17 protein-coding genes and 2 tRNA genes are annotated in these 24,089 nt (G+C 64.3%); 13 read left to right on the top strand and 6 right to left on the bottom strand.

Features of this window, described 5'->3' with window-relative positions; all coding sequences use genetic code 11:
- Positions 1-30: 30 nt before the first annotated feature.
- Together LOY34_RS20460 and LOY34_RS20455 are read left to right on the top strand one after the other, a co-directional pair.
- Complete coding sequence (locus LOY34_RS20460; RefSeq protein ID WP_258663951.1) at positions 31-1,176, top strand: TDT family transporter; 1,146 nt, start codon at positions 31-33, stop codon at positions 1,174-1,176.
- Positions 1,177-1,255: 79 nt separating this feature from the next.
- Positions 1,256-3,136, top strand: a complete 1,881-nt coding sequence (locus LOY34_RS20455; protein WP_195884823.1) for an MFS transporter — start codon at positions 1,256-1,258, stop codon at positions 3,134-3,136.
- Positions 3,137-3,151: 15 nt separating this feature from the next.
- On the opposite strand, the gene sugE is transcribed toward LOY34_RS20455, so the two are convergent.
- Together sugE and rdgC are read right to left on the bottom strand one after the other, a co-directional pair.
- Positions 3,152-3,469, bottom strand: coding sequence for a quaternary ammonium compound efflux SMR transporter SugE (sugE, locus tag LOY34_RS20450; protein WP_038993957.1), 318 nt, complete (start codon positions 3,467-3,469; stop codon positions 3,152-3,154).
- A gap of 175 nt (positions 3,470-3,644) precedes the next feature.
- A complete protein-coding gene (gene rdgC, locus LOY34_RS20445; protein ID WP_045195499.1) occupies positions 3,645-4,565 on the bottom strand; it encodes a recombination-associated protein RdgC in 921 nt (306 codons plus the stop codon).
- Positions 4,566-4,725: 160 nt separating this feature from the next.
- On the opposite strand from rdgC, the gene LOY34_RS20440 reads away from it, so the two are divergent.
- From LOY34_RS20440 to LOY34_RS20430, 3 genes are all read left to right on the top strand, one after another.
- A tRNA-Val gene (locus LOY34_RS20440) sits at positions 4,726-4,801 on the top strand.
- Between the two features lie 16 nt (positions 4,802-4,817).
- Positions 4,818-4,894, top strand: a tRNA-Asp gene (locus LOY34_RS20435).
- A gap of 157 nt (positions 4,895-5,051) precedes the next feature.
- On the top strand, positions 5,052-6,743 hold the full coding sequence (locus LOY34_RS20430; RefSeq protein ID WP_258663949.1) for a molecular chaperone HscC: 1,692 nt from the start codon (positions 5,052-5,054) through the stop codon (positions 6,741-6,743).
- Here the strand turns inward: LOY34_RS20430 and LOY34_RS20425 are convergent.
- From LOY34_RS20425 to map, 3 genes are all read right to left on the bottom strand, one after another.
- Positions 6,737-9,436 carry a DUF805 domain-containing protein gene (locus tag LOY34_RS20425; protein ID WP_258663948.1) on the bottom strand — a complete coding sequence of 900 codons (2,700 nt, stop codon included), beginning with the start codon at positions 9,434-9,436 and terminating at the stop codon, positions 6,737-6,739. The two genes, LOY34_RS20430 and LOY34_RS20425, sit on opposite strands and share 7 nt — an antisense overlap.
- On the bottom strand, positions 9,433-10,128 hold the full coding sequence (locus LOY34_RS20420) for a DUF1266 domain-containing protein (protein WP_093380348.1): 696 nt from the start codon (positions 10,126-10,128) through the stop codon (positions 9,433-9,435). The genes LOY34_RS20425 and LOY34_RS20420 overlap by 4 nt, the downstream gene beginning before the upstream one ends.
- A 90-nt stretch (positions 10,129-10,218) precedes the next feature.
- Complete coding sequence (gene map / locus LOY34_RS20415; protein WP_045195491.1) at positions 10,219-11,007, bottom strand: type I methionyl aminopeptidase; 789 nt, start codon at positions 11,005-11,007, stop codon at positions 10,219-10,221.
- A gap of 296 nt (positions 11,008-11,303) precedes the next feature.
- Here map and LOY34_RS20410 point away from each other — a divergent pair, with 296 nt between their 5' ends.
- The 8 genes from LOY34_RS20410 (at position 11,304) to LOY34_RS20375 (ending at position 22,300) form a co-directional block, all read left to right on the top strand.
- Positions 11,304-15,083: a bifunctional nitrate reductase/sulfite reductase flavoprotein subunit alpha gene (locus tag LOY34_RS20410; protein WP_258663946.1), complete on the top strand. Its 3,780-nt coding sequence runs from the start codon at positions 11,304-11,306 to the stop codon at positions 15,081-15,083.
- A 274-nt stretch (positions 15,084-15,357) separates the two neighbouring features.
- Entirely contained in the window at positions 15,358-17,916 is a 2,559-nt protein-coding gene (gene nirB, locus LOY34_RS20405) for a nitrite reductase large subunit NirB (RefSeq protein WP_195884820.1), read from the top strand.
- Positions 17,916-18,281, top strand: coding sequence for a nitrite reductase small subunit NirD (gene nirD, locus LOY34_RS20400; protein ID WP_195884819.1), 366 nt, complete (start codon positions 17,916-17,918; stop codon positions 18,279-18,281). The genes nirB and nirD overlap by 1 nt, the downstream gene beginning before the upstream one ends.
- A gap of 611 nt (positions 18,282-18,892) precedes the next feature.
- Entirely contained in the window at positions 18,893-19,825 is a 933-nt protein-coding gene (gene pcaQ, locus LOY34_RS20395; RefSeq protein ID WP_123567148.1) for a pca operon transcription factor PcaQ, read from the top strand.
- 220 nt (positions 19,826-20,045) lie between these two features.
- Positions 20,046-20,774, top strand: coding sequence for an FKBP-type peptidyl-prolyl cis-trans isomerase (locus LOY34_RS20390; protein WP_045195483.1), 729 nt, complete (start codon positions 20,046-20,048; stop codon positions 20,772-20,774).
- 280 nt (positions 20,775-21,054) lie between these two features.
- Complete coding sequence (locus LOY34_RS20385) at positions 21,055-21,495, top strand: YkvA family protein (protein ID WP_045195481.1); 441 nt, start codon at positions 21,055-21,057, stop codon at positions 21,493-21,495.
- Positions 21,496-21,593: 98 nt separating this feature from the next.
- Positions 21,594-21,932: a helix-turn-helix transcriptional regulator gene (locus LOY34_RS20380; protein ID WP_195884818.1), complete on the top strand. Its 339-nt coding sequence runs from the start codon at positions 21,594-21,596 to the stop codon at positions 21,930-21,932.
- Positions 21,929-22,300: a hypothetical protein gene (locus LOY34_RS20375; protein WP_010224211.1), complete on the top strand. Its 372-nt coding sequence runs from the start codon at positions 21,929-21,931 to the stop codon at positions 22,298-22,300. Before LOY34_RS20380 ends, LOY34_RS20375 begins: the two co-directional genes overlap by 4 nt.
- Here LOY34_RS20375 and LOY34_RS20370 read toward each other — a convergent pair.
- Positions 22,276-24,054 carry a bifunctional diguanylate cyclase/phosphodiesterase gene (locus LOY34_RS20370; RefSeq protein ID WP_045195476.1) on the bottom strand — a complete coding sequence of 593 codons (1,779 nt, stop codon included), beginning with the start codon at positions 24,052-24,054 and terminating at the stop codon, positions 22,276-22,278. The genes LOY34_RS20375 and LOY34_RS20370 overlap by 25 nt on opposite strands.
- Positions 24,055-24,089 lie beyond the last annotated feature (35 nt).

Raw genomic sequence — 24,089 nt, 5'->3', positions numbered from 1 at the left:
CAACCTCACCGGAGGACAGGAGAATTCATCATGTCTTGCAGCCAAACCCGCACCTCGCCGTTACGCCCGCTGAGCCAGCTTGCGCACCCGCGTGAAGTGATCCGTCAGTTCACCCCCAACTGGTTCGCCGCGACCATGGGCACCGGCGTGCTCGCCCTGGCCCTGGCACAGGTCGATGTACCCGGCCTGCGTGGCCTGGCCGAATCGCTGTGGTTGTTGACCATCGGCCTGTTCGTGCTGTTTACCCTGCTGTACACCGCGCGTTGGGTCATGTTCTTCGACGAAGCGCGGCGGATTTTCGCTCATTCCACCGTATCGATGTTCTTCGGCACCATCCCCATGGGCCTGGCGACCATCCTCAACGGCTGCCTGGTGTTCGGCATCAATCGCTGGGGCGAAGGGATCCTGCCGTGGGTCGAAGCGCTGTGGTGGTTCGACGTCGGCCTGGCGCTGCTGTGCGGGGTGGCCATTCCCTACCTGATGTTCACCCGCCAGGAACACAGCATCGACCAGATGACCGCGGTGTGGTTGCTGCCGGTGGTGGCCGCGGAAGTCGCCGCTGCCAGCGGCGGCCTGCTGGCGCCGCACCTGGTGGATGCCCATGCGCAGTTCCAGGTGCTGATCACCAGCTACGTGCTGTGGGCGGTGTCGTTGCCGGTGGCGTTCAGCATCCTCACCATCCTCATGCTGCGCATGGCCCTGCACAAATTGCCGCATGCCAACATGGCCGCATCGAGCTGGCTGGCCTTGGGGCCGATCGGTACCGGTGCGCTGGGCATGCTGCTGCTGGGCGCCGATGCCCCGACGATTTTCGCTGCCAACGGCCTCGGCAGCCTGGGTGAAATCGCCCGTGGCCTGGGCCTGATCGCCGGTATCGTGCTGTGGGGCGCCGGGCTCTGGTGGTTGCTGACCGCCGTGCTGATCACCCTGCGCTACATCCGCCATGGCATGCCGTTCAACCTCGGCTGGTGGGGCTTTACCTTCCCGCTCGGGGTGTACACCCTGGCCACCCTGAAGCTGGCGGCCTGGCTGGGCCTCGGTTTCTTCCAGCACATGGGCATGCTACTGGTGCTGGCGCTGGCGGCAATGTGGTTGCTGGTCACGGCCCTGACCCTGCGTGGCGCCTGGCGCGGTGAGCTGTTTGTATCGCCGTGCATTGCCGGGCTGAACAAGTAGATTGCATTTACCTGAGTGTTTGTGGCTTTGTGCGGCCTGCGCGTATCCAATAACAAAGCCCCACTCAGGTACACGGACGATGAGTCAATCTTCACAATTCAGCCTGCTTGGCAAACGGCGCTTCTTGCCGTTCTTCGTCACCCAGTCGCTGGGTGCGTTCAATGACAACCTGTTCAAGCAGTCGGTCATCCTGCTGTTTCTCTACAAGATCGCCAGCCCCCATGGCCAGGACACTGCCATCTGGGTCAATGCCTGTGCCTTGATGTTCATCCTGCCGTTCTTCCTGTTCTCGGCGCTGGCCGGGCAGTTTGGCGAGAAGTACGCCAAGGACGCTTTGATCCGCGTGATCAAGCTGGCCGAGATCGCCATCATGGCGGTCGGCGCCATCGGCATCTTGAACCAGATTCCGGGGCTGATGCTCCTGGCGTTGTTCGGCATGGGCACCCACTCGGCGCTGTTTGGCCCGGTGAAGTACTCGATCATGCCCCAGGCCTTGCGCGAAGAAGAGCTGGTCGGCGGCAATGGCCTGGTGGAAATGGGCACCTTCCTGGCCATCCTGGCCGGCACCATTTGTGCCGGGGTGCTGATGTCCAGCGCCCATTACGGCGTCTGGGCGTCGTCGGCAGTGCTGCTGGTGGCGGTGCTCGGCTACCTGTCCAGCCGCGCCATCCCGCGCGCCGCTGCGTCCACGCCGGCGCTGAAAATCAACTGGAACATCGCCAGCCAGACGATCGCCACCTTGCGCATGGGCCTCAAGCAGACGCCAGCGGTGTCGCGCTCGATTGTCGGCAACTCGTGGTTCTGGTTCGTCGGTGCGGTGTACCTGACGCAAATTCCCGGTTACGCCCAGCAATGGCTGCATGGCGACGAGACCGTGGTGACCCTGATCCTGACCCTGTTCTCGGTGGGCATCGCCGTCGGCTCGCTGCTGTGCGAGCGCATGAGCGGGCACAAGGTGGAAATCGGCCTGGTGCCGTTCGGCTCCTTTGGCCTGAGCCTGTTCGGCCTGCTCTGGTGGTGGCACTCCGGCGAGATCCAGCCGGCGGCCGCGCCGTATGACTGGCTGGCGGTGCTGGGTATTGGCCAGGCCTGGTGGGTGCTGGGGTCGATTCTCGGCCTGGGCGTGTTCGGCGGCTTCTATATCGTGCCGCTGTATGCGCTGATCCAGTCGCGCACCCCCGAGGATCAACGCTCGCGGGTGATTGCCGCCAACAACATCCTCAACGCGCTGTTCATGGTGGTCTCGGCGGTCTTCAGCGTGGTGCTGCTGAGTGTCCTCAAGCTGAGCATCCCGCAGTTGTTCCTGGTGGTGTCGCTGCTCAATATTGCGGTGAACTTCTACATCTTCCGCATCGTGCCTGAATTCACCATGCGCTTCATGATCTGGCTGCTCAGCCATTCCATGTACCGCGTCGAGCACCGCGACCTGCAGCAGATTCCGGACCAGGGCGCAGCGCTGCTGGTGTGCAACCATGTGTCGTTCGTCGATGCGTTGCTGATCGGTGGCGCGGTGCGCCGGCCGATCCGCTTCGTCATGTACTACAAGATCTACCGCTTGCCGGTGCTCAACTTCATTTTCCGCACCGCCGGGGCGATCCCGATTGCCGGGCGCAATGAAGATGCCGAGACCTACGAGCGGGCCTTCAAGCAGATTGCCGCGTACCTGGCCGATGGCGAGCTGGTGTGTATCTTCCCTGAAGGCAAGCTGACCAGTGACGGTGAAATCGACGAGTTCAAGGGCGGCCTGCGGCGGATCATCGAGCAGACGCCGGTGCCGGTGATCCCGATGGCATTGCAGGGCTTGTGGGGGAGTTTCTTCAGCCGCGATCCGGCCAAGGGCTTCTTTCGCCGCTTGTGGTCGCGGGTGACCCTGGTGGCCGGTTCTGCCGTCCCGGTGGAAGCGGCAGAGCCGGCGCTGCTGCGTGAGCGGGTCAGCGCCTTGCGCGGCGACTCACGCTGACAGGGCAGGGCGGGGTCAGCTGGCGCTGACCTTGAGCCCGACCAGGCCACAGATGATCAGCGCCACGCTGACCAGGCGCACCAGGGCCATGGATTCGCCGAACAGGATGATCCCGGCGATCACCGTGCCGACGGCGCCGACCCCGGTCCAGATGGCATAGGCGGTGCCCAGCGGCAATTCCTTCATGGCCAGGCCCAGCAGGCCGAGGCTGATGACCATGGCGCCGACGGTGAGTACGGTGGGTAGCGGGCGGGAAAAGCCGTCGGTGTATTTCAGGCCGACGGCCCAGCCGACTTCGAACAGGCCGGCGAAAAACAGGATGATCCAGGACATGCAGAGTCTCCATCAAGTGATGGGGCCGTCCCCGGAATGGTCACGCGGTGCGTCGTGAGGCCGTCCTCACAGGGGGCATAAGCTATCAGCTGCAAGCGACAAGCTGCAAGCAAAGGCAGCGCGGGTGGCTGTTGCTCTTTCTTGCAGCTTGAAGCTTGAAGCGTGCAGCTTAAAGTCAGATCCCCTGTGGGATCTCTTCCCCGCCCAACGCCTCGAACAGCGCCGGCAGGAACTCGCCAAAGGTCAGCATCATCAGGGTGAAGCTGGCATCGAGCTGGCCCAGGGCCTCGTCGCCGCCGTCTTCTTCGGCCTGGTCCTGCAGCAGCTCTTCAAAGCGCAGGCGCTTGATGACCATCTTGTCGTCGAGCACGAACGACAGTTTGTCCTGCCAGGCCAGCGACAGTTGTGTGACCACCTTGCCGGTGCCCAGGTGCAGCTGGATCTCGTCGCTGGTCAAATCCTGGCGCTTGCAGCGGACGATGCCGCCGTCTTCGTGGGTGTCGCGCAGTTCGCACTCGTCCAGTACATAGAAGTCCGGCGCCGCTTGCTGGGTCTTGACCCAGTCGGTCATGGTCGCGCTCGGGGCGATCTTGACGGTCACCGGGCGCACCGGCAGCGAGCCGATCACTTCACGCAGGGTCGACAGCAGGTCTTCGGCACGCTTGGCGCTGGCCGAGTTGACCAGGATCAGGCCTTGCTTGGGGGCGATGGCGGCGAAGATCATCGAGCGGCGGATAAAGGCACGCGGCAGGAAGGCCTGGATGATCTCGTCCTTGATCTGGTCACGCTCCTTCTTATAGACCTTGCGCATCTGCTCGGCTTCGATCTCGTCGATCTTCTCTTTAACCGCATCGCGCACGACGCTGCCGGGCAAAATGCGTTCTTCTTTACGCGCGGCGATCAGCAGGAAGTCACCGCTGACATGCACCAGGGGCGCGTCTTCACCTTTGCCGAACGGGGCGACGAAGCCGTACGTGGTCAACTCCTGGCTGGCGCAGGGGCGAGCCGGCTTGCTGGCCAGAGCGGTTTCCAGTGCCTCGGGGTCGAACGGGATGTCCTGGGTCAGGCGGTAGGTCAGCAGGTTTTTGAACCACATGGGGTGAATCTCTCCTCAACACATAAGGAGGGCATTAAACTCCGAGCGGGCGCTTCAGGCCAAGCACCGCTAAGTCTTTGGAACGCCTGAAAAATTTTTTTAAAAAAGTGCTTGCCAGAGTGTTCGGTGCTCCGTAGAATGCGCGCCACACCGAGACGAAGGGTGATTAGCTCAGCTGGGAGAGCATCTGCCTTACAAGCAGAGGGTCGGCGGTTCGATCCCGTCATCACCCACCACTTCTCAGTGTATCGCGCAGCGGTAGTTCAGTCGGTTAGAATACCGGCCTGTCACGCCGGGGGTCGCGGGTTCGAGTCCCGTCCGCTGCGCCATATTTAGCTTCAGGGCCCACTGAACACCCTGAAGCCACAAAGAAAGCGACCTTAGGGTCGCTTTTTTTGTTTCTGGAATTCGTCCAGAATCCACCAGTACGCTGGGACGCTACTGTTTTTCTCCGTGCCAGCCCCACTTCTGAGCAAGAGATCACACATGCAGGATGCAAGCACCTCCCCGGCGCCAATGCTGGGTATCGACCTGGGTACCACCAACAGCCTGGTGGCGGTCTGGCAGGACGGCCGGGCACAACTGATCCCCAACGCCCTGGGCGACGTGCTCACGCCTTCAGTGGTCAGCCTCGACGAAGACGGCAGCATCCTGGTTGGCAAGGCCGCGCGTTCACGCCTGACCACCCATCCGCAACGCACGGCTGCTGCCTTCAAGCGTTTCATGGGCAGCGAAAAAAAGATCAGCCTCGGTGAGCAGGCCTTCAGCCCGGAAGAGCTCTCGGCGCTGGTGCTCGGTGCGCTCAAGGCCGATGCCGAAGCCTTCCTCGGCTGCCCGATCAGCGAAGCGGTGATTTCCGTACCGGCCTATTTCAGCGACGAGCAGCGCAAGCGCACCAGCTTTGCCGCCGAGCTTGCCGGGCTGAAAGTCCAGCGCCTGATCAACGAACCGACCGCCGCGGCCATGGCCTACGGCCTGCACGAGCAGAAGTTCGAACGCACGCTGATTTTCGACCTCGGTGGCGGTACCTTCGACGTCACGGTGCTGGAATACGCGCTGCCGTTGATCGAGGTGCATGCCTCGACCGGCGACAACTTCCTCGGTGGCGAAGACTTTACCGGCGCTTTGCTTCAGGCCTGCCTGCAAGACTGGCAGCTCAAGCCGACGATGCTCGCGCCCCAGGCCCTGGCCAGCCTTGCCGACGCCATCGAGCAGCTCAAGTGCAAGCTGGGCGAAGGCGAGCAGCACCTGAGCTGGAACGGTGATGGCGTCAGCCGCCAGTGGCTGCTGGATGAAGCCCGCGCGCAGAAGATCTGGGCGCCGTTGCTGGCGCGGATTCGCGCGCCGATCGAGCAGGCCCTGCGCGATGCGCGGCTGCGTGCCAGTGACCTCGACAGCCTGGTGCTGGTCGGCGGCGCCACGCGCATGCCGGTGGTCCAGCAGATGGTCTCGACCCTGTTTGGCCGCCTGCCTTACCGCCACCTCGACCCGGACACCATCGTTGCCCTCGGCGCTGCCACCCAGGCGGCATGCAAGGCGCGCGATTCGGCGATCGAAGAGCTGATCCTCACCGATGTCTGCCCCTACACCCTGGGAATTGCGGCAATGGATGGCGACTACCAGACCGAGATCTTTGCGCCGATCATCGACCGCAATACGGTGATCCCGACCTCACGGATCAAGCCGTTCTACAGCACCCATGTTGAGCAAAAAGCCATCAGCATCCGTGTCTACCAAGGTGAACGGCCGTGGGTCGAAGACAACATCTTTGTCGACGCCTTCACGATCCCGCTGACCCCCAACGGCAAGATCCAGCGCCTGGACGTGCGCTTCAGCTATGACATCAACGGCCTGCTGGAAGTCGATGTGACCTTGCCGCAGACGCGCGAGCAATTCAGCCACGTGATCGATCGCAGCCCCACCGGGCTTGACGACGAGGCGCGCCAGGCCAGCCATGAGCGCCTGGCCGGGCTGAAGATCCACCCGCGCGACGCCTTGCCCAACCGCACCTTGCTGGCCCGCCTGGAGCGGGCTTGGGCGCAGAGCCTGGGGCCTGAGCGCGATGCGATCGGCGACTGGCTCAAAGAGTTCAGCGCGATCCTGGCCGGCCAGGAGTCGAGCGAGATCACCGGGGCCCGCCAGCGCCTGATCGAGGCGCTGGACGACATGCGTTACTGACCGTTGAGCCGCCGCAAGGCGGCCTGCAGGCCACCCTCCAAGGTGTCCTGCGGCTGATTGCCGGGCGGCACGCCGTAGCGGTTGGGCAGCGGTTCGCCCGGCAGCAGCAACAGCACCAGCGGCAAGAACTGCAGGAACGGGATCAGCATCACGAAGATGATCATCATCGGGATGCCCCGGCCAATGTCGTGCAGGCGGCGCAGGGTGGCGCTGCCAAGCACACCGACGAACAGCAGGCCGAAGAATATCTGCTCGATCGCGCTGCCGGCCATCAAGGTCAGGATCGGCCCGAGAAGGACACTCACGGCCACCTGCACACCATAACCCTTGCGGCCCAGGCGGCTGCCCAGTTTCCACAGGTGCGAGGCCGGTACCGGCTGGCTGCCGGAATTTTCCAGCAGCAGGCGTTCGGACCACGACAGCAAGGCGGTGAGCGCTGCGCGAATGCCGGCGTCCATGCCCGGGTAATCCTTGCCGCGCTGCAGCTCTTTGAGCACTTTGGCCCGCGGCACCCCGGCGCGGCCGTAGCGGGCCAGGTCCTTGAGGCTGTCGAGCATGCTGTAGAACAGCGTGCTGTTGATCAGTTCGTCTTCTTCCAGCACCTTGCGTGGCGGGCGCACCGGCTCGCCCTTGATCAGGCCGTTGCGAAACGGCTCGAACCAGTCATCCGGGCAGGTCAAGGTAGAGATGCGTCGCAGCAGGCTGCCATGCTGTTCGGCGTTCAGGGTCGGGTCGTGATAGAGGACGGCGCATAGCACCATCATGCCCAGCACGTCTTCATCAAAGGCGCGCGGGTCGTTCTCAAGGCAGGCGTAGAGTTTCAGGTTGCTGGGCAGCTTGGCGCTGTCCAGGGCTTGTTGCACCGTCGACAGGCGCTGGCCGATAAAGCACTGCAGCGGATCGTTGTCATCCAGCCAGCCGAGCAGGCCATCGACATTGCCTTGCTGGCTTTGCAGGCGCAGCAACAGTTGCTGCAGGCGGGCGAACGGATGCTCCGCCGGGTAGGGCAGGCTGGCCAGCAACTGCGCTGGCACCATCGCCAGCCAACGTTCGGGCTGTTCGACCAGGGCGAGCATGAACAGGTTCTGCCGGTGCCAGGTCCACAGGCCGTCGTCGGCAGGCGGGCGCGGCAGTTCGATGCCGGCTTCGGTGAGGTCGGACAACAGCTGCAGGGCAAAAGGCGTCGGCATCAGGTTGGCCGGCTTGATCAGCGCGGTCAGCTTTGGCAGGGTCGCGGCCGGGTAGCTGCGCATGCGCCGCAGCCAGTCGCGGGCGACCGTCTGGCATGGGCCTTCCAGCAGCACCTCGGGCAGTTGCGGCTGCGCCGCCGGGCTGTTGATGAAGGCGGTCAGGGCCAGGGCCAGCGGTGACTGCTCGAGCCAGCGCAACTGCTGTTCGGCCTGGTACTTGAAGCCTTCGATAATCAGCTGGTCGAGCGGATCGTCGCCCAGCGGCTCGGCCATGATCTGTCGCAGCAGGCCGCTGTCACCGCGGTGCAGGGCCCAGGCGTGGCGGTACAGGCGCTGCAGCTGGCGATCCAGTTGGTCGTCGAGCAGCCAGGCCAGCAGCGGTAGTTCGTCCTTGCCGTCCAGGCGCCACTTGATGAACTCGCCGGCGATACCTTCCTGCTCGTCACGGGCGGCGTCGAACCAGCGCGTCAGGGTTTCCGGGCGCTGCGACGGGCTGCCCCAGATCTGTGCCGGATCGTTGAGGTCTTGCGGCCATTCATACACCGGCTCCAGGCGGTCGAGGGCCTGGATCAACAGCGCCAAGCGCTGCGGTTGATGCTTGGCGCACAGGTTGAGCAGCCAGCGTGCGGCTTCCGGATGCTGGTGCTCGCGCCACAGGCGGGTCCAGCACTGGCGGGCGAGTTCTTCCTGGCCGGTGTCGCTGGCCTGGCAGGCGAGCAGGTACAGCAGGTCGATATCGTCCGGTGCCTGGCGTTGCTGTTCGGCGATCAGGGCAAAAAAGCTGCTGCTGCCGATGCCGGCCTGGCACAGCTTGACCAGCAGGCGCTGGATATAGGCCGGGTCATCCGGGAACGGCTGGCAGGTGTGCAGGCTGACGAAGCTTTCGAACTCGAACAGCGGCCGGGTGTGGTAGAGGAAATCCAGGTTCCGGGCATACCACAGGGTTTCGACTTGCACTGGCATCGACCAGTGCTTCATCAAGCTGGTGTCGAACGGGTCCGGTTCGCTGATGCGCTCGAGGAATTCGTCAGCCTGGCGCGGATCTTCCAGGCGCAGCACTTCGTTTTCCCAGCCCAGGTGCCGGGCCATCAGTTGCACGCAGGCGTGCGACAACGGCCCGGTTTCCATCAGCCGGTACAGCAAGTGCCAGCTGACCTGCTCCTGGTCACCCAGGGTCAGGCCGCTGAAACCATCGATGAAGGCCTGCCAGGCCGGGGGATCGAAGCGGCGGGCAGGGTCGCCGAGCAACTTGGAAAAGTCGTTCATGGTCTGTTCGATCAGGGCATTGCGCACCGGCGCCGAATCGTCGTGCTGTGCATCCTCAGCGGCCTCATCCGGCTCGTCGCGGGCCAGGCGCAGGGCGTGCTCGTAAGCCTCGCGCAAGGCCTGGAAACCCTGCGGGTCGGTTTCCGGGTGGTGCTGGGGCAGCAGTGCGCGGTAGGCGCCGCGGATGACATCGGGATCGTTGGTCGGCTCGATGCCCAGGTGAATCCAGCAACTCATGACCAGCCTCCTTGCAGGGTGTCAGGGCGTTCCGGCAGGTTCAGCGGCAGGTCCCAGGGGATGCTGGCGAAAAAGCCCAGGGCGTCGTGGCTCAGGTTCATCATGATGCAGCGGTTCCAGTGTTCGCTGCCCTGGCGTTCCAGGCATTGCGCCAGTTCTTCGTCGCTGGCGCTGGAGCAGTTCCACAGCGCCTTGCCGAACAGGTAGCCGGCCAGGTAGCGGTCCCAGCCGTTGTAGTAGTGGCGGGCGCGCACGGCCAGGCGGCCTTGCAGATAGTGGCTTTCATGAATGCTCAGGTAGCCTTTGCGCAACCCGGCACGCAGCAGGTAGCCCATGCGTCCCAGGTCCCAGGCGCGCACGCCACCCTGGCCGCAGTCGCCGAGGGTGCGCCGGGCGAATTCGTACTGGATGCGCTGGCGCGGGGTCAGCGCTTCGAGCACCTGCGGCCATTCGCTGGGCAGGCAGCGGGCGGCTTGCCAATAGGCGTCCTTGAGCTCCAGGGCATGGCCGGTGTCGGCCATGCTGAGCATGTTCAGCAGCTCCTGGCGATTGTGGATGCCCCACCACTTCTTGAGGTCGGTCTCGTCTTCGTCGTAAGTCTCGAAGTAGGTCGCGGCGGTGTAGCTGGCGCCGTTGAGGGCGGCCATGGGGGCGGAAAGGGCGTACAGCCAGTGCTGCTCGATTTCTTCCATGAAAAAGCTCCGGGGCCGGTAGGAAAATGTGCGGGTGCCGGCCGTAATGGCGCGGATTGTAGAGAGCCGCGCGGTGCGCGGCAAACTGACTTAAGCGTGGACCAGCATGGCGCGCTCTTCTTCGCGCAGGGTCAGCACTTCGAAACCTTCGGCGGTGACGGCGATGGTGTGCTCCCATTGCGCGGACAGGCTGCGGTCGCGGGTGATCACCGTCCAGCCGTCCTTGAGCGTGCGCACCCCGCGCCCGCCCTGGTTGATCATCGGTTCGATGGTAAACACCATCCCCGGCTTGAGCTGCAGGCCGCTGCCCTTGTGCCCGTAATGCAGAACCTCGGGCGCCTCGTGCATCTGCCGGCCGATGCCGTGGCCGCAGTATTCGCGCACCACGTTGTAGCCCGCTGCCTCGGCATGGCGCTGGATGGCGTGGCCGATATCGCCCAGGGTCGCGCCCGGACGCACCTGGCGAATGCCTTGCCAGAGCGCGGCATAGGTGGTGTCGACCAGTCGCTGGGCGGCTGCATCGATCTGCCCCAGGCAGTACATCTTCGACGAGTCGGCAATGTAGCCGCCTTGTTCCAGGGTAATGTCGACGTTGACGATCGAGCCGGCCTTGAGCACCTCATCGGCATGCGGCACGCCGTGGCACACCACATGGTCGACCGAGGTATTGAGCGAATAGGCAAAACCGTACTGGCCCTTGCTCGCCGGGCGCGCCTTGAGCACATCGACGATAAAGGCCTCGGCCCGGTCGTTGATCTGCAGAGTGCTGACCCCGGGAGCAATGAAGCTGTCGAGGTGGGCGAACACCTGGCTGAGCAATTGCCCGGCATTGCGCATCAGGGCCAGTTGTTCGGCGTTTTTCAAAACCACTTGGTTCATGGGAGGAGGTTTTTCATCTCTCGGAATGTCTGCCCATGATAAGGCCTGGCCCGCTGGCTGTGCCATCCGATGGTGCAGGCCGGCCCAATGCGGTGCGGCCGGGCAGGCGCCCTGAACGCCTGAACCGCGCCGCACAAGGCGCTGCCAATTGTGGCGCGACCCTTGCTACAGCCTGAGCATCCGGCAATCAACGCAGATTGCCCCGTTCACGACAAAGGCGCCGTGTTGCCCCCGCTTGTTCATTCAGGCCGGGGCAGCAGGGCGCCTTTTTGTTTGCGCAATCAGGAGGTAGGCCGATGAGCAGCACCAGCGTGCGCAGCGTGTGCCCGTATTGTGGCGTCGGTTGTGGCATCGTCATGAACGTCGAAGGCGGGCGGGTGACCAAGATCAGTGGCGACAAACAGCACCCCAGCAACTTTGGCCGCCTGTGCACCAAGGGCCTCACCGCCCATCAACCGTTGAGTGCGTCCGGGCGCATGACGCATGCCTATGTGCGCGAGCAGCGCCAGCGCGACCCGGTGCAGAGCGGCATCGACACTGCTATTGAACAGGCGGCCCGGCGCCTGCGGGCCATTATTGACGAGTATGGCCCGGACGCCCTGGGCTTTTATGTCTCCGGGCAGATGTCGCTGGAGGCCCAGTACCTGATCAACAAACTGGCCAAGGGCTTTGTCCGCAGCCGCCATGTCGAGTCCAACTCGCGCCTGTGCATGGCCAGCGCCAGCAGCGGCTACAAGCTGTCGCTGGGCGCCGACGGGCCGCCCGGCAGCTACCAGGATTTCGACCGCGCCGAGGTGTTCCTGGTGATCGGCGCGAACATGGCCGATTGTCACCCGATCCTGTTTTTGCGCCTGCTCGACCGGCTCAAGGCCGGGGCCCGGTTGATCGTCGTTGACCCGCGGCGCAGCGCCACCGCCGACAAGGCCGATTTGTTCCTGCAGATCAAACCGGGCAGCGACCTGGCGCTGCTCAACGGCCTGCTCTACCTGCTGCTGGAAAACGGCCAGTGCGACGCCGAGTTCATCCAGCGCTACACCGAAGGCTGGGAGGACATGCCGGCCTTTTTGCAGGACTACACACCTGAGCGAGTTGCCGCCCTCACCGGGCTGAGCGAGGCCGATATCCGCCAGGCCGCCAAGTGGATCGGCCAGGCCCCGGAGTGGATGAGTTGCTGGACCATGGGCCTGAACCAGAGCATCCATGGCACCTGGCACAGCAACGCCCTGTGCAACCTGCACCTGGCCACTGGTGCTATCTGTCGGCCGGGCAGCGGGCCGTTCTCGCTGACCGGCCAGCCCAACGCCATGGGCGGGCGAGAAATGGGCTATATGGGCCCGGGCTTGCCGGGGCAACGTTCGGCATTGGTCGATAGCGATCGCGCCTTTGTCGAGCAACTGTGGCAGATTCCCGCTGGCAGCCTGCGCAGCGAAGCCGGTGACGGCACGGTGGCGCTGTTCGAAAACCTCGCCGCCGGGCAGGTCAAGGCCTGCTGGATCATCTGCAGCAACCCGGTGGCCAGCGTCGCCAATCGCCAGCAGGTGATCGAGGCGTTGCAGGCGGCTGAGCTGGTGATCACCCAGGACGCCTTTCTCGACACCGAGACCAACCGTTACGCCGATATCCTCTTGCCCGCCGCGCTGTGGGCCGAAGGCGAGGGGGTGATGGTCAATTCCGAGCGCAACCTGACCCTGATGAACCAGGCCGTCGAGGCGCCGGGCGAGAGCCTGCCCGACTGGCAGATCATCGCCCGAATCGCTTGCGCCATGGGTTATGCCGAGGCCTTCAGTTACGCCAATGCCGAAGCGGTGTTCGACGAGCTGCGCCAGGCCTGGAACCCGGCCACCGGTTACGATGTGCGCGGCGTCAGCTACGCCGGTTTGCGTGAGGCGCCGCGGCAGTGGCCGTGTGAGCCTGGGCGCAACAATGACCGCAGCCCGTTGCGCTATCGCAACGACGGCGTCAGCCAGGCCCTGCGCCACGACGGCCAAGGCGAAGTACCGGCCATTGCCTTCCCCACTCGCAGCGGCAAGGCACGCTTTTTCGCCCGGCCCTGGCTGCCCGCCGCCGAGCTGCCGGACGCCGAATTTCCGCTGGTGCTCAACACTGGCCGGGTCCAGCACCAGTGGCACACCCTGACCAAGACCGGCAAGGTGGCGGCGCTGAACAAGCTCGACCCCGGGCCGTTCGTAGAGATTCACCCGGACGATGCCGAGCGCCTGGGCATCGCTGACAAGGATCAGGTGCAGATCCGCTCCCGACGCGGGCAGGCGCTGCTGCCGGCACGGATTACCGCTCGGGTGCTGCCGGGCAACTGCTTTGCGCCGTTTCACTGGAACGATGTTTATGGCGAGAACCTGGCGATCAATGCCGTCACCAGCGACGCGGTCGATCCGCTGTCGCTGCAACCGGCCTTCAAGTACTGCGCGGTGGCCCTGAGCCGGGTTGCCGGCGAGCGCATCAACGCCACCCAGATCGATCATCAAGCCATTACCGTGCAGGACCAGCACCTGCTGCTCTGGGCTTCGCAGACCGGCAACAGTCAGGCCCTGGCCGAGCAGTGCGCCGCACGCCTGCGCCAGGTCGGCTTGCCGGTGCAGTTGAGCTGCATGCAAGACCTGGCCCTGGAGCAACTGGACCGCCCCGCCAGCCTGCTGCTGATCGCCAGTACCTTCGGCGACGGCGATGCGCCGGACAGCGGCGCGGCGTTCTGGCGCGGCCTGCATGGCGAGCATGCCCAACGCTGCGTCGGCGTGCCTTATGCGGTACTGGCCCTGGGGGATTCCAGCTACGAGCAGTTCTGCGGCTTTGGTCGCAAGCTCGATCAGCGCCTGGCCGAACTGGGCGCCAAGCGCTTGCTGGAACGGGTCGATTGCGAGGGCGATTTGCATGAATCGACGGGGCAATGGCTGCAGGCACTGCTGGGCAAACTGGGCCACGGCGAACTGCTGCTCGAAGCGCCAACGCCAACGGCCAGCGGTTTCAGCAAGACCCGGCCGTTGCCAGCCACCCTGGTCGGCAACCGCCTGCTTAACGGCCCTGGCGCGGTCAAGGAAACCCGGCAACTGGTGTTCGATCTGGGCGACAGCGGGTTCACCTATCACGCCGGCGACGCCTTGAGTGTATGGCCGCGCAACTGTCCGGCGCTGGTCGATGAGCTACTGACCGCCACCCGCTTCGATGGCGGGCACTGCGTCAGCCTCAAGGGCCAGGCCGACATGCCCTTGGCCGAAGCATTGCTTGAGCACCTGGAGATCGCCCGCATTACCCCGCAGTTGCTTGAGGCTTTCGCCCCGGGTGATGCGCAACTGCGCGCATTGCTTGAGCCGCACAACAAGGCTGCGCTCAAGGACTGGCTGTGGGGCAAGCAACTGATCGACCTGGTGCATGCGTGCAAGCCCCAACTGAGCCTGCAGGCTTGGCTCGACCTGCTCAAACCCATGCAGCCGCGGCTGTACTCGATCAGCTCAAGCCAGAAGCTGCATCCGGATCAAGTGCACCTGACGGTTTCCACTGTCCGTTACGGCCAGCGCAAGGGCGTGTGCTCGACCTACCTGGCCGACCGCAGCGAGCCTGGCCGGGTCGAGATATTCGCGCAGCCGACCACACACTTTCGCCTGCCCGGCGACAGCACGGCGCCGGTGATCATGGTCGGCCCCGGCACCGGTGTGGCGCCGTTTCGCGCGTTCCTGCAGGAACGTCAGGCCGAAGGGGCCCGCGGTCGCAACTGGCTGCTGTTCGGCGAGCAGCAGGCGGCCACCGATTTCTACTACCGCGACGAGTTGCTGGCCTGGCAGCGCGACGGTCACCTGACCCGCCTGGACACCGCCTTCTCCCGCGACCAGGCGCAGAAGATCTACGTGCAGCAGCGCATGCTTGAGCAGGGTGCCGAGCTGTGGCGCTGGCTGGAGGAGGGCGCGCACTTCTATATCTGTGGCGATGCCGGGCGCATGGCCCGCGATGTTGATACGGCGCTCAAGCAACTGGTGCAGCAGCACGGTGGCATGAGTGTGGAACGGGCCGAGGCTTATGTCGGCGAACTGAATCGCGCCAAGCGTTACCTGCGTGACGTGTACTGAAGTGCCCCATAAGGGGGAGCGCTGCACCAGCCTGGGTCGATAACGGCGCCAGTGGATCGCGCACAAGCCCCGGCTTCAAAGGCTTTGGCAGTTGGCACGCTCCCTGCTTTTACAGATTTACAACGTCCTCGCGGGTCAATGGCGATTCGCAACCGGGACTACAAAAACGACCAGGCAAAGGCGCCTGGAGCTTCGGCTCCAGGCGCCTTTTTTGTTTTTCGGGGTTGGCCCCAGCAGCAAAGCCAGCGTGAATGGCCTTGAGTGAGGATCGGGTATGAATGGGTTTACCAGCATCGAAGCGCGGCAACAGCTGATCATCGTCGGCAACGGCATGGTCGGTCATCACTGCGTCGAGCAACTGATCGAACGCGGTGCCCTGGGCCGTTTCCAGGTGCGGGTGTTCGGTGAAGAGCACCAGCGCGCCTACGACCGCGTGCACCTGTCGGAGTACTTCAGTGGCAGCGATGCCGAAACCCTGGCCCTGGGCGAGGCAGGCTTGTACGCCGGGCACGGCATTGACTTGCACCTGGGCGAGCCGGTGCTGGAGATCGACCGCGAACGCTGCGAGGTGGTCACCTGCGCCGGGCGCTACCCTTACGATCAACTGGTGCTGGCCACCGGCTCCTATCCGTTCGTGCCGCCCATTGAAGGCTCGCAAGGGGCGGCGCGGCTGGTCTATCGCACCCTTGATGATCTCGATGCGATCCGCACCGCGGCCGCCAGCGCTCGCCGTGGGGTGGTGGTCGGTGGCGGCCTGCTCGGCCTGGAAGCGGCCAATGCCTTGAAGTCGCTGGGCCTGGAAGCCCATGTGGTGGAGTTCGCCCCGCGCCTGATGCCGGTGCAACTGGATGGCGAGGGCGGCGCGGCCTTGCGGGCGCAGATCGAAGCCCTGGGGGTTGGCGTGCACCTGTCGCGGGCGACCCAGGCCATCGTTGCCGGTGAAGACTATCGCTACCGGATGAACTTCGAGGGCGGCGAGTTCCTTGAAACCGACCTTGTCGTGTTCTCCGCCGGTATCCGCCCGCAGGATGCCCTGGGCCGCAGCAGTGGCCTGGAAATCGCCCAACGCGGCGGTGTGGTGATCGACAGCGCCTGCCGCAGCAGCGACCCCCGGATCTTCGCCATCGGCGAATGCGCGTCGTGGAACGGCAGCGTGTTCGGCCTGGTGGCGCCGGGCTACAGCATGGCGCGTACAGTGGCGGCGACGCTGGCCGGTGAAGACGCGGGCAGTTTTACCGGGGCCGACATGTCGACCAAGCTCAAACTGCTCGGTGTCGATGTCGGCTCCATTGGTGATGCCCACGGCGTGACCCCGGGTGCGCGCAGCTATCGCTTTATCGACGAAGCGGCATCGGCCTACCGCCGGCTGGTGGTCGATGGCAGTGGCAAACGGGTGATCGGCGCGGTGCTGGTTGGCGACAACAGCTATTACGACACCCTGCTGCAATACGTGCAGAACGGCATTGCCCTGCCCGCCGATCCGGCCGCGCTGATCCTGCCGCAGTCGGTCGGCGCGCCGGCACTGGGCGCTGATGCCTTGCCCGCCAGCGCGACTATCTGCTCCTGCCATAACGTCAGCAAGGGCGCGATCTGCGCCGCCATAGACAGCGGTTGCGGCGAGCTTGGCCAGCTCAAGCAGCAGACCAAGGCCTGCACCGGTTGTGGTGGTTGTGCGGCGCTGCTCAAGCAGGTCTTCGAGCATGAACTGATCGCCCGCGGCGTCAGCGTCGACAAGAGCCTGTGCGAACACTTCGCCTACACCCGCCAGGAGCTCTACGCGCTGGTGCGGGTCGAAGGCATTGTCAGTTTCGACGAGATGCTCGCCAAGCATGGACGCGGGCACGTCGGCTGCGATATCTGCAAACCCACGGTCGGCTCGATCCTCGCCTCGTGCTGGAACCAGCCGATCATGGAGCCGTCGCTGGTGCCACTGCAGGACACCAACGACACCTTCATGGCCAATATGCAGAAGAACGGCACCTACTCGGTGGTGCCGCGGATTCCCGGCGGCGAGATCACCCCCGAGAAGCTGATCGTCATCGGCGAAGTGGCGAAAAAGTACGACCTCTACACCAAGATCACCGGCGGCCAGCGCATCGACCTGTTCGGCGCCCAACTGCACGAATTGCCCGAGATCTGGGCCGAGCTGATTGGCGCAGGCTTCGAGACCGGCCATGCCTACGGCAAGTCGACGCGTACGGTGAAATCCTGCGTCGGCAGCACCTGGTGCCGTTATGGCGTGCAGGACAGCGTGCAGATGGCCCTGACCCTGGAAGACCGCTACAAGGGCCTGCGCTCGCCGCACAAGCTCAAGTTCGCGGTGTCCGGCTGCACCCGTGAATGCGCCGAGGCGCAGAGCAAGGACATCGGCGTGATCGCCACCGAGAAGGGCTGGAACCTGTACATCTGCGGCAACGGCGGCATGCGCCCGCGCCATGCCGAACTGTTCGCCACCGACCTGGACGACGCCAGCCTGATCCGCACCATCGACCGCGTGCTGATGTTCTACATCCGCACCGCCGACAAGCTGCAGCGCACCTCGGTGTGGCGCGAGAGCCTGGAGGGCGGGCTGGACTACCTCAAGCAGGTGATCCTCGACGACAGCCTGGGCCTTGGCGCAGAGCTCGAAGCGCAGATGCAGCTGGTGGTCGAGCGCTACGAGTGCGAGTGGGCCAACGCCCTGAAAGACCCTGAAAAGCTCAAGCGCTTTCGCACCTTCGTCAATGACCAGCGCCCCGACCCGGGTGTGCACTTTGTCCGCGAACGCGGCCAGCGCCGGCCCATCGGCGTCGGCGAACTTCATTTGATCCCGACCACCGAGGAGGTGCTTTGATGAGCCCGTCCAATGCAGCAGTAAGTGTTCAAGCGCAACCCTGGCAGAGGGTTTGCAGCCGTGCCGACCTGGTCGCCCAGTCGGGGGTGGTGGTGTGGTTCGAGGGGCGCCAGGTGGCGCTGTTCTACCTGCCCGGGCAGGCCACGCCGGTGTTCGCCGTCGACAACCATGACCCCAAGTCCGGTGCCAATGTGATTGGTCGTGGATTGGTGGGCGAGCTCAAGGGCGAGCTGGTGGTGGCGGCGCCGTTGTACAAGCAGCATTTTTGTTTGCGCGATGGGCGCTGCCTGGAGGATCCGCAGCAGGCGTTGCAGGTGTGGCCGGTGCGCATCACTGGCGAGCAGGTGGAATTGGGCCGCTGTTGATGGCCTCATCGCGGGTCAAGTCGGGTCGCCGCACCGCCGCTCCCACAGGTAGCGTAGGCCTTTAGAGGCGCGAGCTGATCCATTGGCGATGCTGCTCACACTTCACCTTTGCGCCTTGTCGGCGAATGGACCGGCGATGCACGAGAAGCGAAAGCAAAAAAGCGCTTTGCTTCTAGATGTACGTAATCGCAGGCGCCACCTATCGTCCCTTGCAGAAGGCCGAGTGGAACCCTTGCGTAGTGGGGCGACGGCCATGGATGGCCGGCGAGCGCCGCAGGGCCAGGGACGGCCCTTCGGCGCGCCCCCACGGGAGCAAGGGTGGAAGGAGGGAACCCGGAGCGCAGCGCAGGGCCGATGAAGGGACAGGGCGTTTTTGGTTACTTTTGCCGCCAAGCAAAAGTGACCCGCCGTAAGGGCGGAAGGCGCCGGCAGCGCCTCATCATCAAATGGATCAGCTCAAACACAGCCTGGCTGCCCCAATACTTGCAAGCTGCTTAAGACAGTTGCTCCCACAATAGGCCTGCATGCACCGGACCTGTAGGAGCGGGCCTTGCCCCGCGATCGAGCGCGAAGCGGTCGCAGTCCGGGCCGAGCCCCGATAAACTCCCCGGATGAACCTCGACACCCGGATCAAATTCCGCCACCTGCTGTGCTTTCTCGAAATCGCCCGCCAGGGCAGTTTCGCCAAGGCCGCCGATGCCATGGCGATCAGTCAGCCAGCGATCTCCAAGACCCTCAAGGAGCTTGAAGCGCTGCTTGAAACGCGGCTGTTCGAGCGCAGCAAGCAGGGCGTCGAGCTGACCCCGGCCGGGGTGCGTTTCATGCGCTACGCCGGCCCCAGCGTGCAGGCCTTGCGCGAAGGCGTCAGCACCTTGCGCGGTGAAGAGCATGCGCCGCCGCAGGTGCGGGTCGGCGTGCTGTCGACCGTCGAAAGCCTGCTGATGCCCGAAGTGCTGTGCCGTCTGCACCAGCGCCATGAGGCGCTGGTGGTCAGCGTCGCCACCGGCCCCAGCGCGCACCTGCTGGGGCAGTTGCACGTCGGTGAGCTGGACCTGGTGATCGGGCGCATGACCGACAGCCCGCAGATCCAGGGGCTGATGTTCGAGCACCTGTACAGCGAGTCGATGTCGCTGGTGGTGCGTCCTGGCCATCCTTTGCTTGGCCGCCAGCCGCTCGAGCGCAGCCAGGTCGGGCGCTACCCGCTGGTGTTGCCGCTGGCCGGCACGACCATCCGCAAGCACGCCGACAGCCTGTTCGTGCAGTGCGCCATCGAGCAACCCGCGCAGCGCCTGGAAACCCTGTCGCCGGCCCTCAGCCGTCGTTATGTACAGGGCAGCGATGCGGTCTGGGTGGCGCCACGCGATGCGGTGCGCGTCGACCTCAGCCGGGGTGAATTGTGCGAGCTGGACCTGGGCGTCAGCGAGCCGGGCGGCTCGGTCGGCATCTGCAGCAATGCCGCCTTGCCGCTGGCCTTGCCGGCACAGTGGCTGTGCGAGGTTTTGCGCGAAGTGGCGGCGCAGTACCGCGACGGCGGATATCCCTGAGCATCGATACAAACTGCTACAAAACCTCATCGGCGGATTTGCCCAACCGCCCGGTCCCGTCAATACTGGCCACTGGCTGCAGCCGAGGATGAAGAAGGTTTAATCTGGCTGAACTTATCCGGGTTTTCTTGCTCTCATGCCGGTAGCCATTGGTCGTGGCCGCCTGATAAGCTCGCGGCTTTACTCGATTGCCCTATTGGCGCATGAACAAGGAAATAGCATGAAACAGCATCGGTTGGCGGCTGCGGTTGCCCTGGTTAGCTTGGTACTGGCGGGTTGCGATTCGCAGACCAGCGTCGAGCTGAAGACTCCGGCACAGAAAGCCTCCTACGGTATTGGCCTGAACATGGGCAAAAGCCTGGCTCAGGAAGGCATGGACGACCTTGATTCGAAAGCTGTTGCTCAAGGTATCGAAGACGCCGTTGGCAAGAAAGAACAGAAGATCAAGGACGAAGAGCTGGTTGAAGCCTTCTCGGCCTTGCAGAAGCGCGCTGAAGAGCGCCTGGTGAAAATGAGCGAAGAGTCGGCTGCCGCCGGCAAGAAATTCCTCGAAGAAAACGGCAAGAAGGCTGGCGTGGTCACCACCGCTTCGGGCCTGCAGTACGAAGTCATCAAGAAGGCCGACGGCGCCCAGCCAAAGCCGACTGACGTGGTTACCGTCCACTACGAAGGCAAGCTGATCGACGGCAAGGTCTTCGACAGCTCCGTCGAGCGTGGCAGCCCGATCGACCTGCCGGTCAGCGGCGTGATCCCGGGTTGGGTCGAAGGCCTGCAACTGATGCACGTCGGCGAGAAGTACAAGCTGTACATTCCGTCCGACCTTGCTTACGGCGCGCAGAGCCCGAGCCCGACCATTCCGGCCAACTCGGTGCTGGTGTTCGATCTGGAACTGATCGCCATCAAGGACCCGGCCAAGGCTGAAGAGCCTGCCGATCCAGCTGCCGAGTAAGGCCAGCTGATACCTGCAACGCCCCGTCTCGACGGGGCGTTGTCGTTTCTGGGTTTTACCGAACCCATAGGGCCATGCACGGTCTTAGTCACTGCAACTGTTGATGAATCAGGGCGCAGCGGGCAAAACGTTTGCGCAATTGAAACAGGTGTGTAAAAAACGCCCGATTTAACCCGGACCCTTGCCGGGCGGGCGCCTTGAGCCTGAAACTGAGCTCTGTTCACAAGGTTATCCACAATTATTGTGGATAACCTTCCTTGGCACTGGCCCTGGAGGCCGTATGAAAGCACCGTGGAATTTCGCCCGATTTCTGCCCCTGGCCGAGCGCCTGCTCAGCCGCGGGCGTTTGCCGGCGTTGATTTTTGCCGTGGCGCGCAAAGGTCCGCGGCTGGGCAAACTGCGCGAGGACGTGCGCCTGATGCAGGCGCTGTGCCTGGCCTGGTGGCGCGGCGAGTATCGGGCAATCAGCCCCAAGGCACTGATCACCGTGGTGGCGGGGCTGCTGTATTTTGTCAGCCCGCTGGATGCAATCCCCGACTGGCTGCTGGGCGTCGGCATGCTTGACGACATCGCCGTGCTGGCCTGGGTGATGAAGGCGGTGTCTGATGAACTGGCCGCGTTCAGCGCTTGGCGCAACCGCCAGGCACCGGAAAAACTGCGGGTGGTCGAACGCCTGCCCGACACCCCCGAAGCCCTGCGCCTGGAACAGGAAAAAAGCTGATCACATCACGACCCTGCACACCCTTGTTGGCTGGTAATATAATTGGCATAAGGATTATGCCTACCGATTACATATCGTAATCCTACAAGGGGGTTGTAATGGGTATTCAGGTCATCAGCCGGGACGGTCAACCCGAGTACGCGGTTGTTCCCTGGGAGCAGTACCAGGCACTGCTTAAAGCTGCCGGGCAAGGCGAATCACTTGCCGGCGCAAACACAGCTTCAAGCGCCACCGACAGCGCCAGCTTGCCGAATTTCAGCGAGCTGGCGCGTTTGCGTGAGGGCAAGGGCCTGGCGCCGGAGCAACTGGCGCGCAGCGTCGGTATCAGCCCGGTGTACCTGGCGCTGATCGAAAGCGGTGAACGCCAGCCGGATGCCGCGATTCGCCGCAGCCTGGCCTGGGAGCTGGGTGTGGCTGGCTGGAGCGAGCCGTCGTGAGCGTGCGCATCAGCCGCCAGCACTGGGAAGGCCTGCTCGGCGAGCTGGATGTCGCCCGCCGCCAGCGCCACCTGCTGACCTACCGGGCCTTGCTCGAGCGTCTGCAATTGCCCAGCCCGGCCATGCAAACGCTGACCGCGGCGCTGGAGCACCTGGCTGCGCTCGACGCCCGCGCCGAGCAGCCGCTGCGCAGCTCGCTGGTGATCAGCCAGGGCGCCAGCCGCTTGCCGCGCACCGGGTTCTTCGAATGCGTCGAGCGCCTGGGGCGCTTTTCCGGCCCGTCCGATGGCATGGCCGCAGCCTCCTGGCACGCCTCGGAAGTGGTGCGGGTGTTCGAGTACAGCTACCCTGAACACGAAGAAGCCTGAGCGCCAGGGGCGGTATCGATCAGGTACAGGCTGTGCCCAGGCACATCCTTGGCCTGGTGCTTGGCCTGTGAGGCCAACTCCGCCAGTTGCCCGGCATCGAGCCCGGCACAGGCTTGCGGGTGCAACTGCACCACGCCGATCGACAACGACAGCAGGGCAAATTCCTGGCGCCGGCCCTGGCGGTCGGTGGCGATGAAGCACCCGGCCTGCAGGTGCTCGGCCCGGTAGAAGCGCCGGCACTGTTTGTGAAAGTCCTCCAGCAACAACTGCAAGCGTTGTTGCCAATCATCTGAGCCGAGCACCAGCATGAAATCGTCGCCGCCGATATGGCCGACGAAATCGCGGCTGGGGTCGACCCGTTCGCCCAGGCACTGGGCCAGGCACAGCAATACCTCATCGCCACGGGCATACCCGTAGATATCGTTGAACGGCTTGAAGCTGTCGATATCGACGTAGCAGATCGCCGCTGCGCGTTGCTGTTGCAGCAGGCGAGTCAGGCACTGCTGGATCGGTACGTTGCCCGGCAGCAGGGTCAGCGGGTTGGCATAGCGGGCCTGTTGGATCTTCTGCTCGGTGATCAGCTTGAGCACGTCGATCACCCGCCCCAGGCCCAGGTAGCGGCCGTTGTGGGTGATGATGAAATCTTCCTCGATGCGCTGGCGGGCGCGGCTGGTGAGGAGGCGGCTGACCTGTTGCAGCGATTGGCCCAGATCCACGGCGAGAAAGTCATCGCTCATCAAGCGGCTGATCGGCTTGCGCGCGAACAGGTCGGTGGCAAACGGCTTGAGCAGCGCGTCGGAGAGCGAATGGCGATGAACGATGCCGCACGGCTGCCCATGCGCGTCGAGCACCGCCAGGGAATTGAGGTTGGCCTGGCTGCGAAACAGTTCCAGCACCTGCGGGGTGGGCGCCTCGCGGTTCACCGCCGGTTGTTCGATCAGTAGCGCGGCGAGGTTGCCGCTGTCTTCATTGAGGCTCTGCAGCGCCTGTACCGGCTGCCCGAGCATGCTTTGCACATCGCGCGCCGCCTGTTCCTGCGGGCGGCCCAGCAGGTAGCCCTGGACCAGGTCGACGCCCATCTCGGTGAGCACCTTGAGCTCTTCGGCCAGCTCGATGCCTTCGGCGATCACCTGGGCCCGCGAGGCCCGGGCGATCTGCAGGATCGAGCCGACGAACTCGCGCTTGACCGCATCCAGGTGAATCCCGTCGATGAAGTGGCGGTCGATCTTGACGTAGTCCGGGCGCAGCTCCGACCACAGGCGCAGGCTCGAATAACCGGCCCCCAGATCATCCAGGGCGATGGAAAAGCCCATGTCGCGGTAGTGGTGCAGGGCGTTGAACAGCAGCTGGAAGTCGTCGGTGGGGGTCTGTTCGGTGAGTTCGATCACCACCCGGCTGGGCGGCACGCCCAGCTCGTGGAGCATCTTCAGGGTGCGCCCGGACTGGTACTGCGGTTCGAGCAGGGACTCGGGCGAGACGTTGAGGAACAGCTTGCCTTCAAGGTTCTGCTGGCTGAAGCGCCGGCAGGCGCTCTCGCGGCAGGCCACTTCCAGCTCGGTCAGGCGCCCAGCCTGGCGGGCCACGGCAAACAGGTTGATCGGCGAATGCAGCGGGCTGTTGGACGGGCCGCGGCTCAGTGCTTCGTAGCCGAGGATGCGCCGCTCGGAAAGGCAGACAATGGGTTGGAACAGGCTGTGCAAGCCGCTTTGAGCCAGGATGGTGCTCAACGCGCTGAGCTGTTCGTTGATGGTCATGGCAGGCCTACCTAGAAAAAAGGGACTGAGCACCC

The sequence above is a fragment of the Pseudomonas sp. B21-009 genome, assembly GCF_024749345.1.
In the GTDB taxonomy this organism is placed as follows: Bacteria; Pseudomonadota; Gammaproteobacteria; order Pseudomonadales; family Pseudomonadaceae; genus Aquipseudomonas.
Note: the sequence above shows the minus strand (reverse complement) of the source record. Positions and strands in the feature narration are given on the sequence as shown.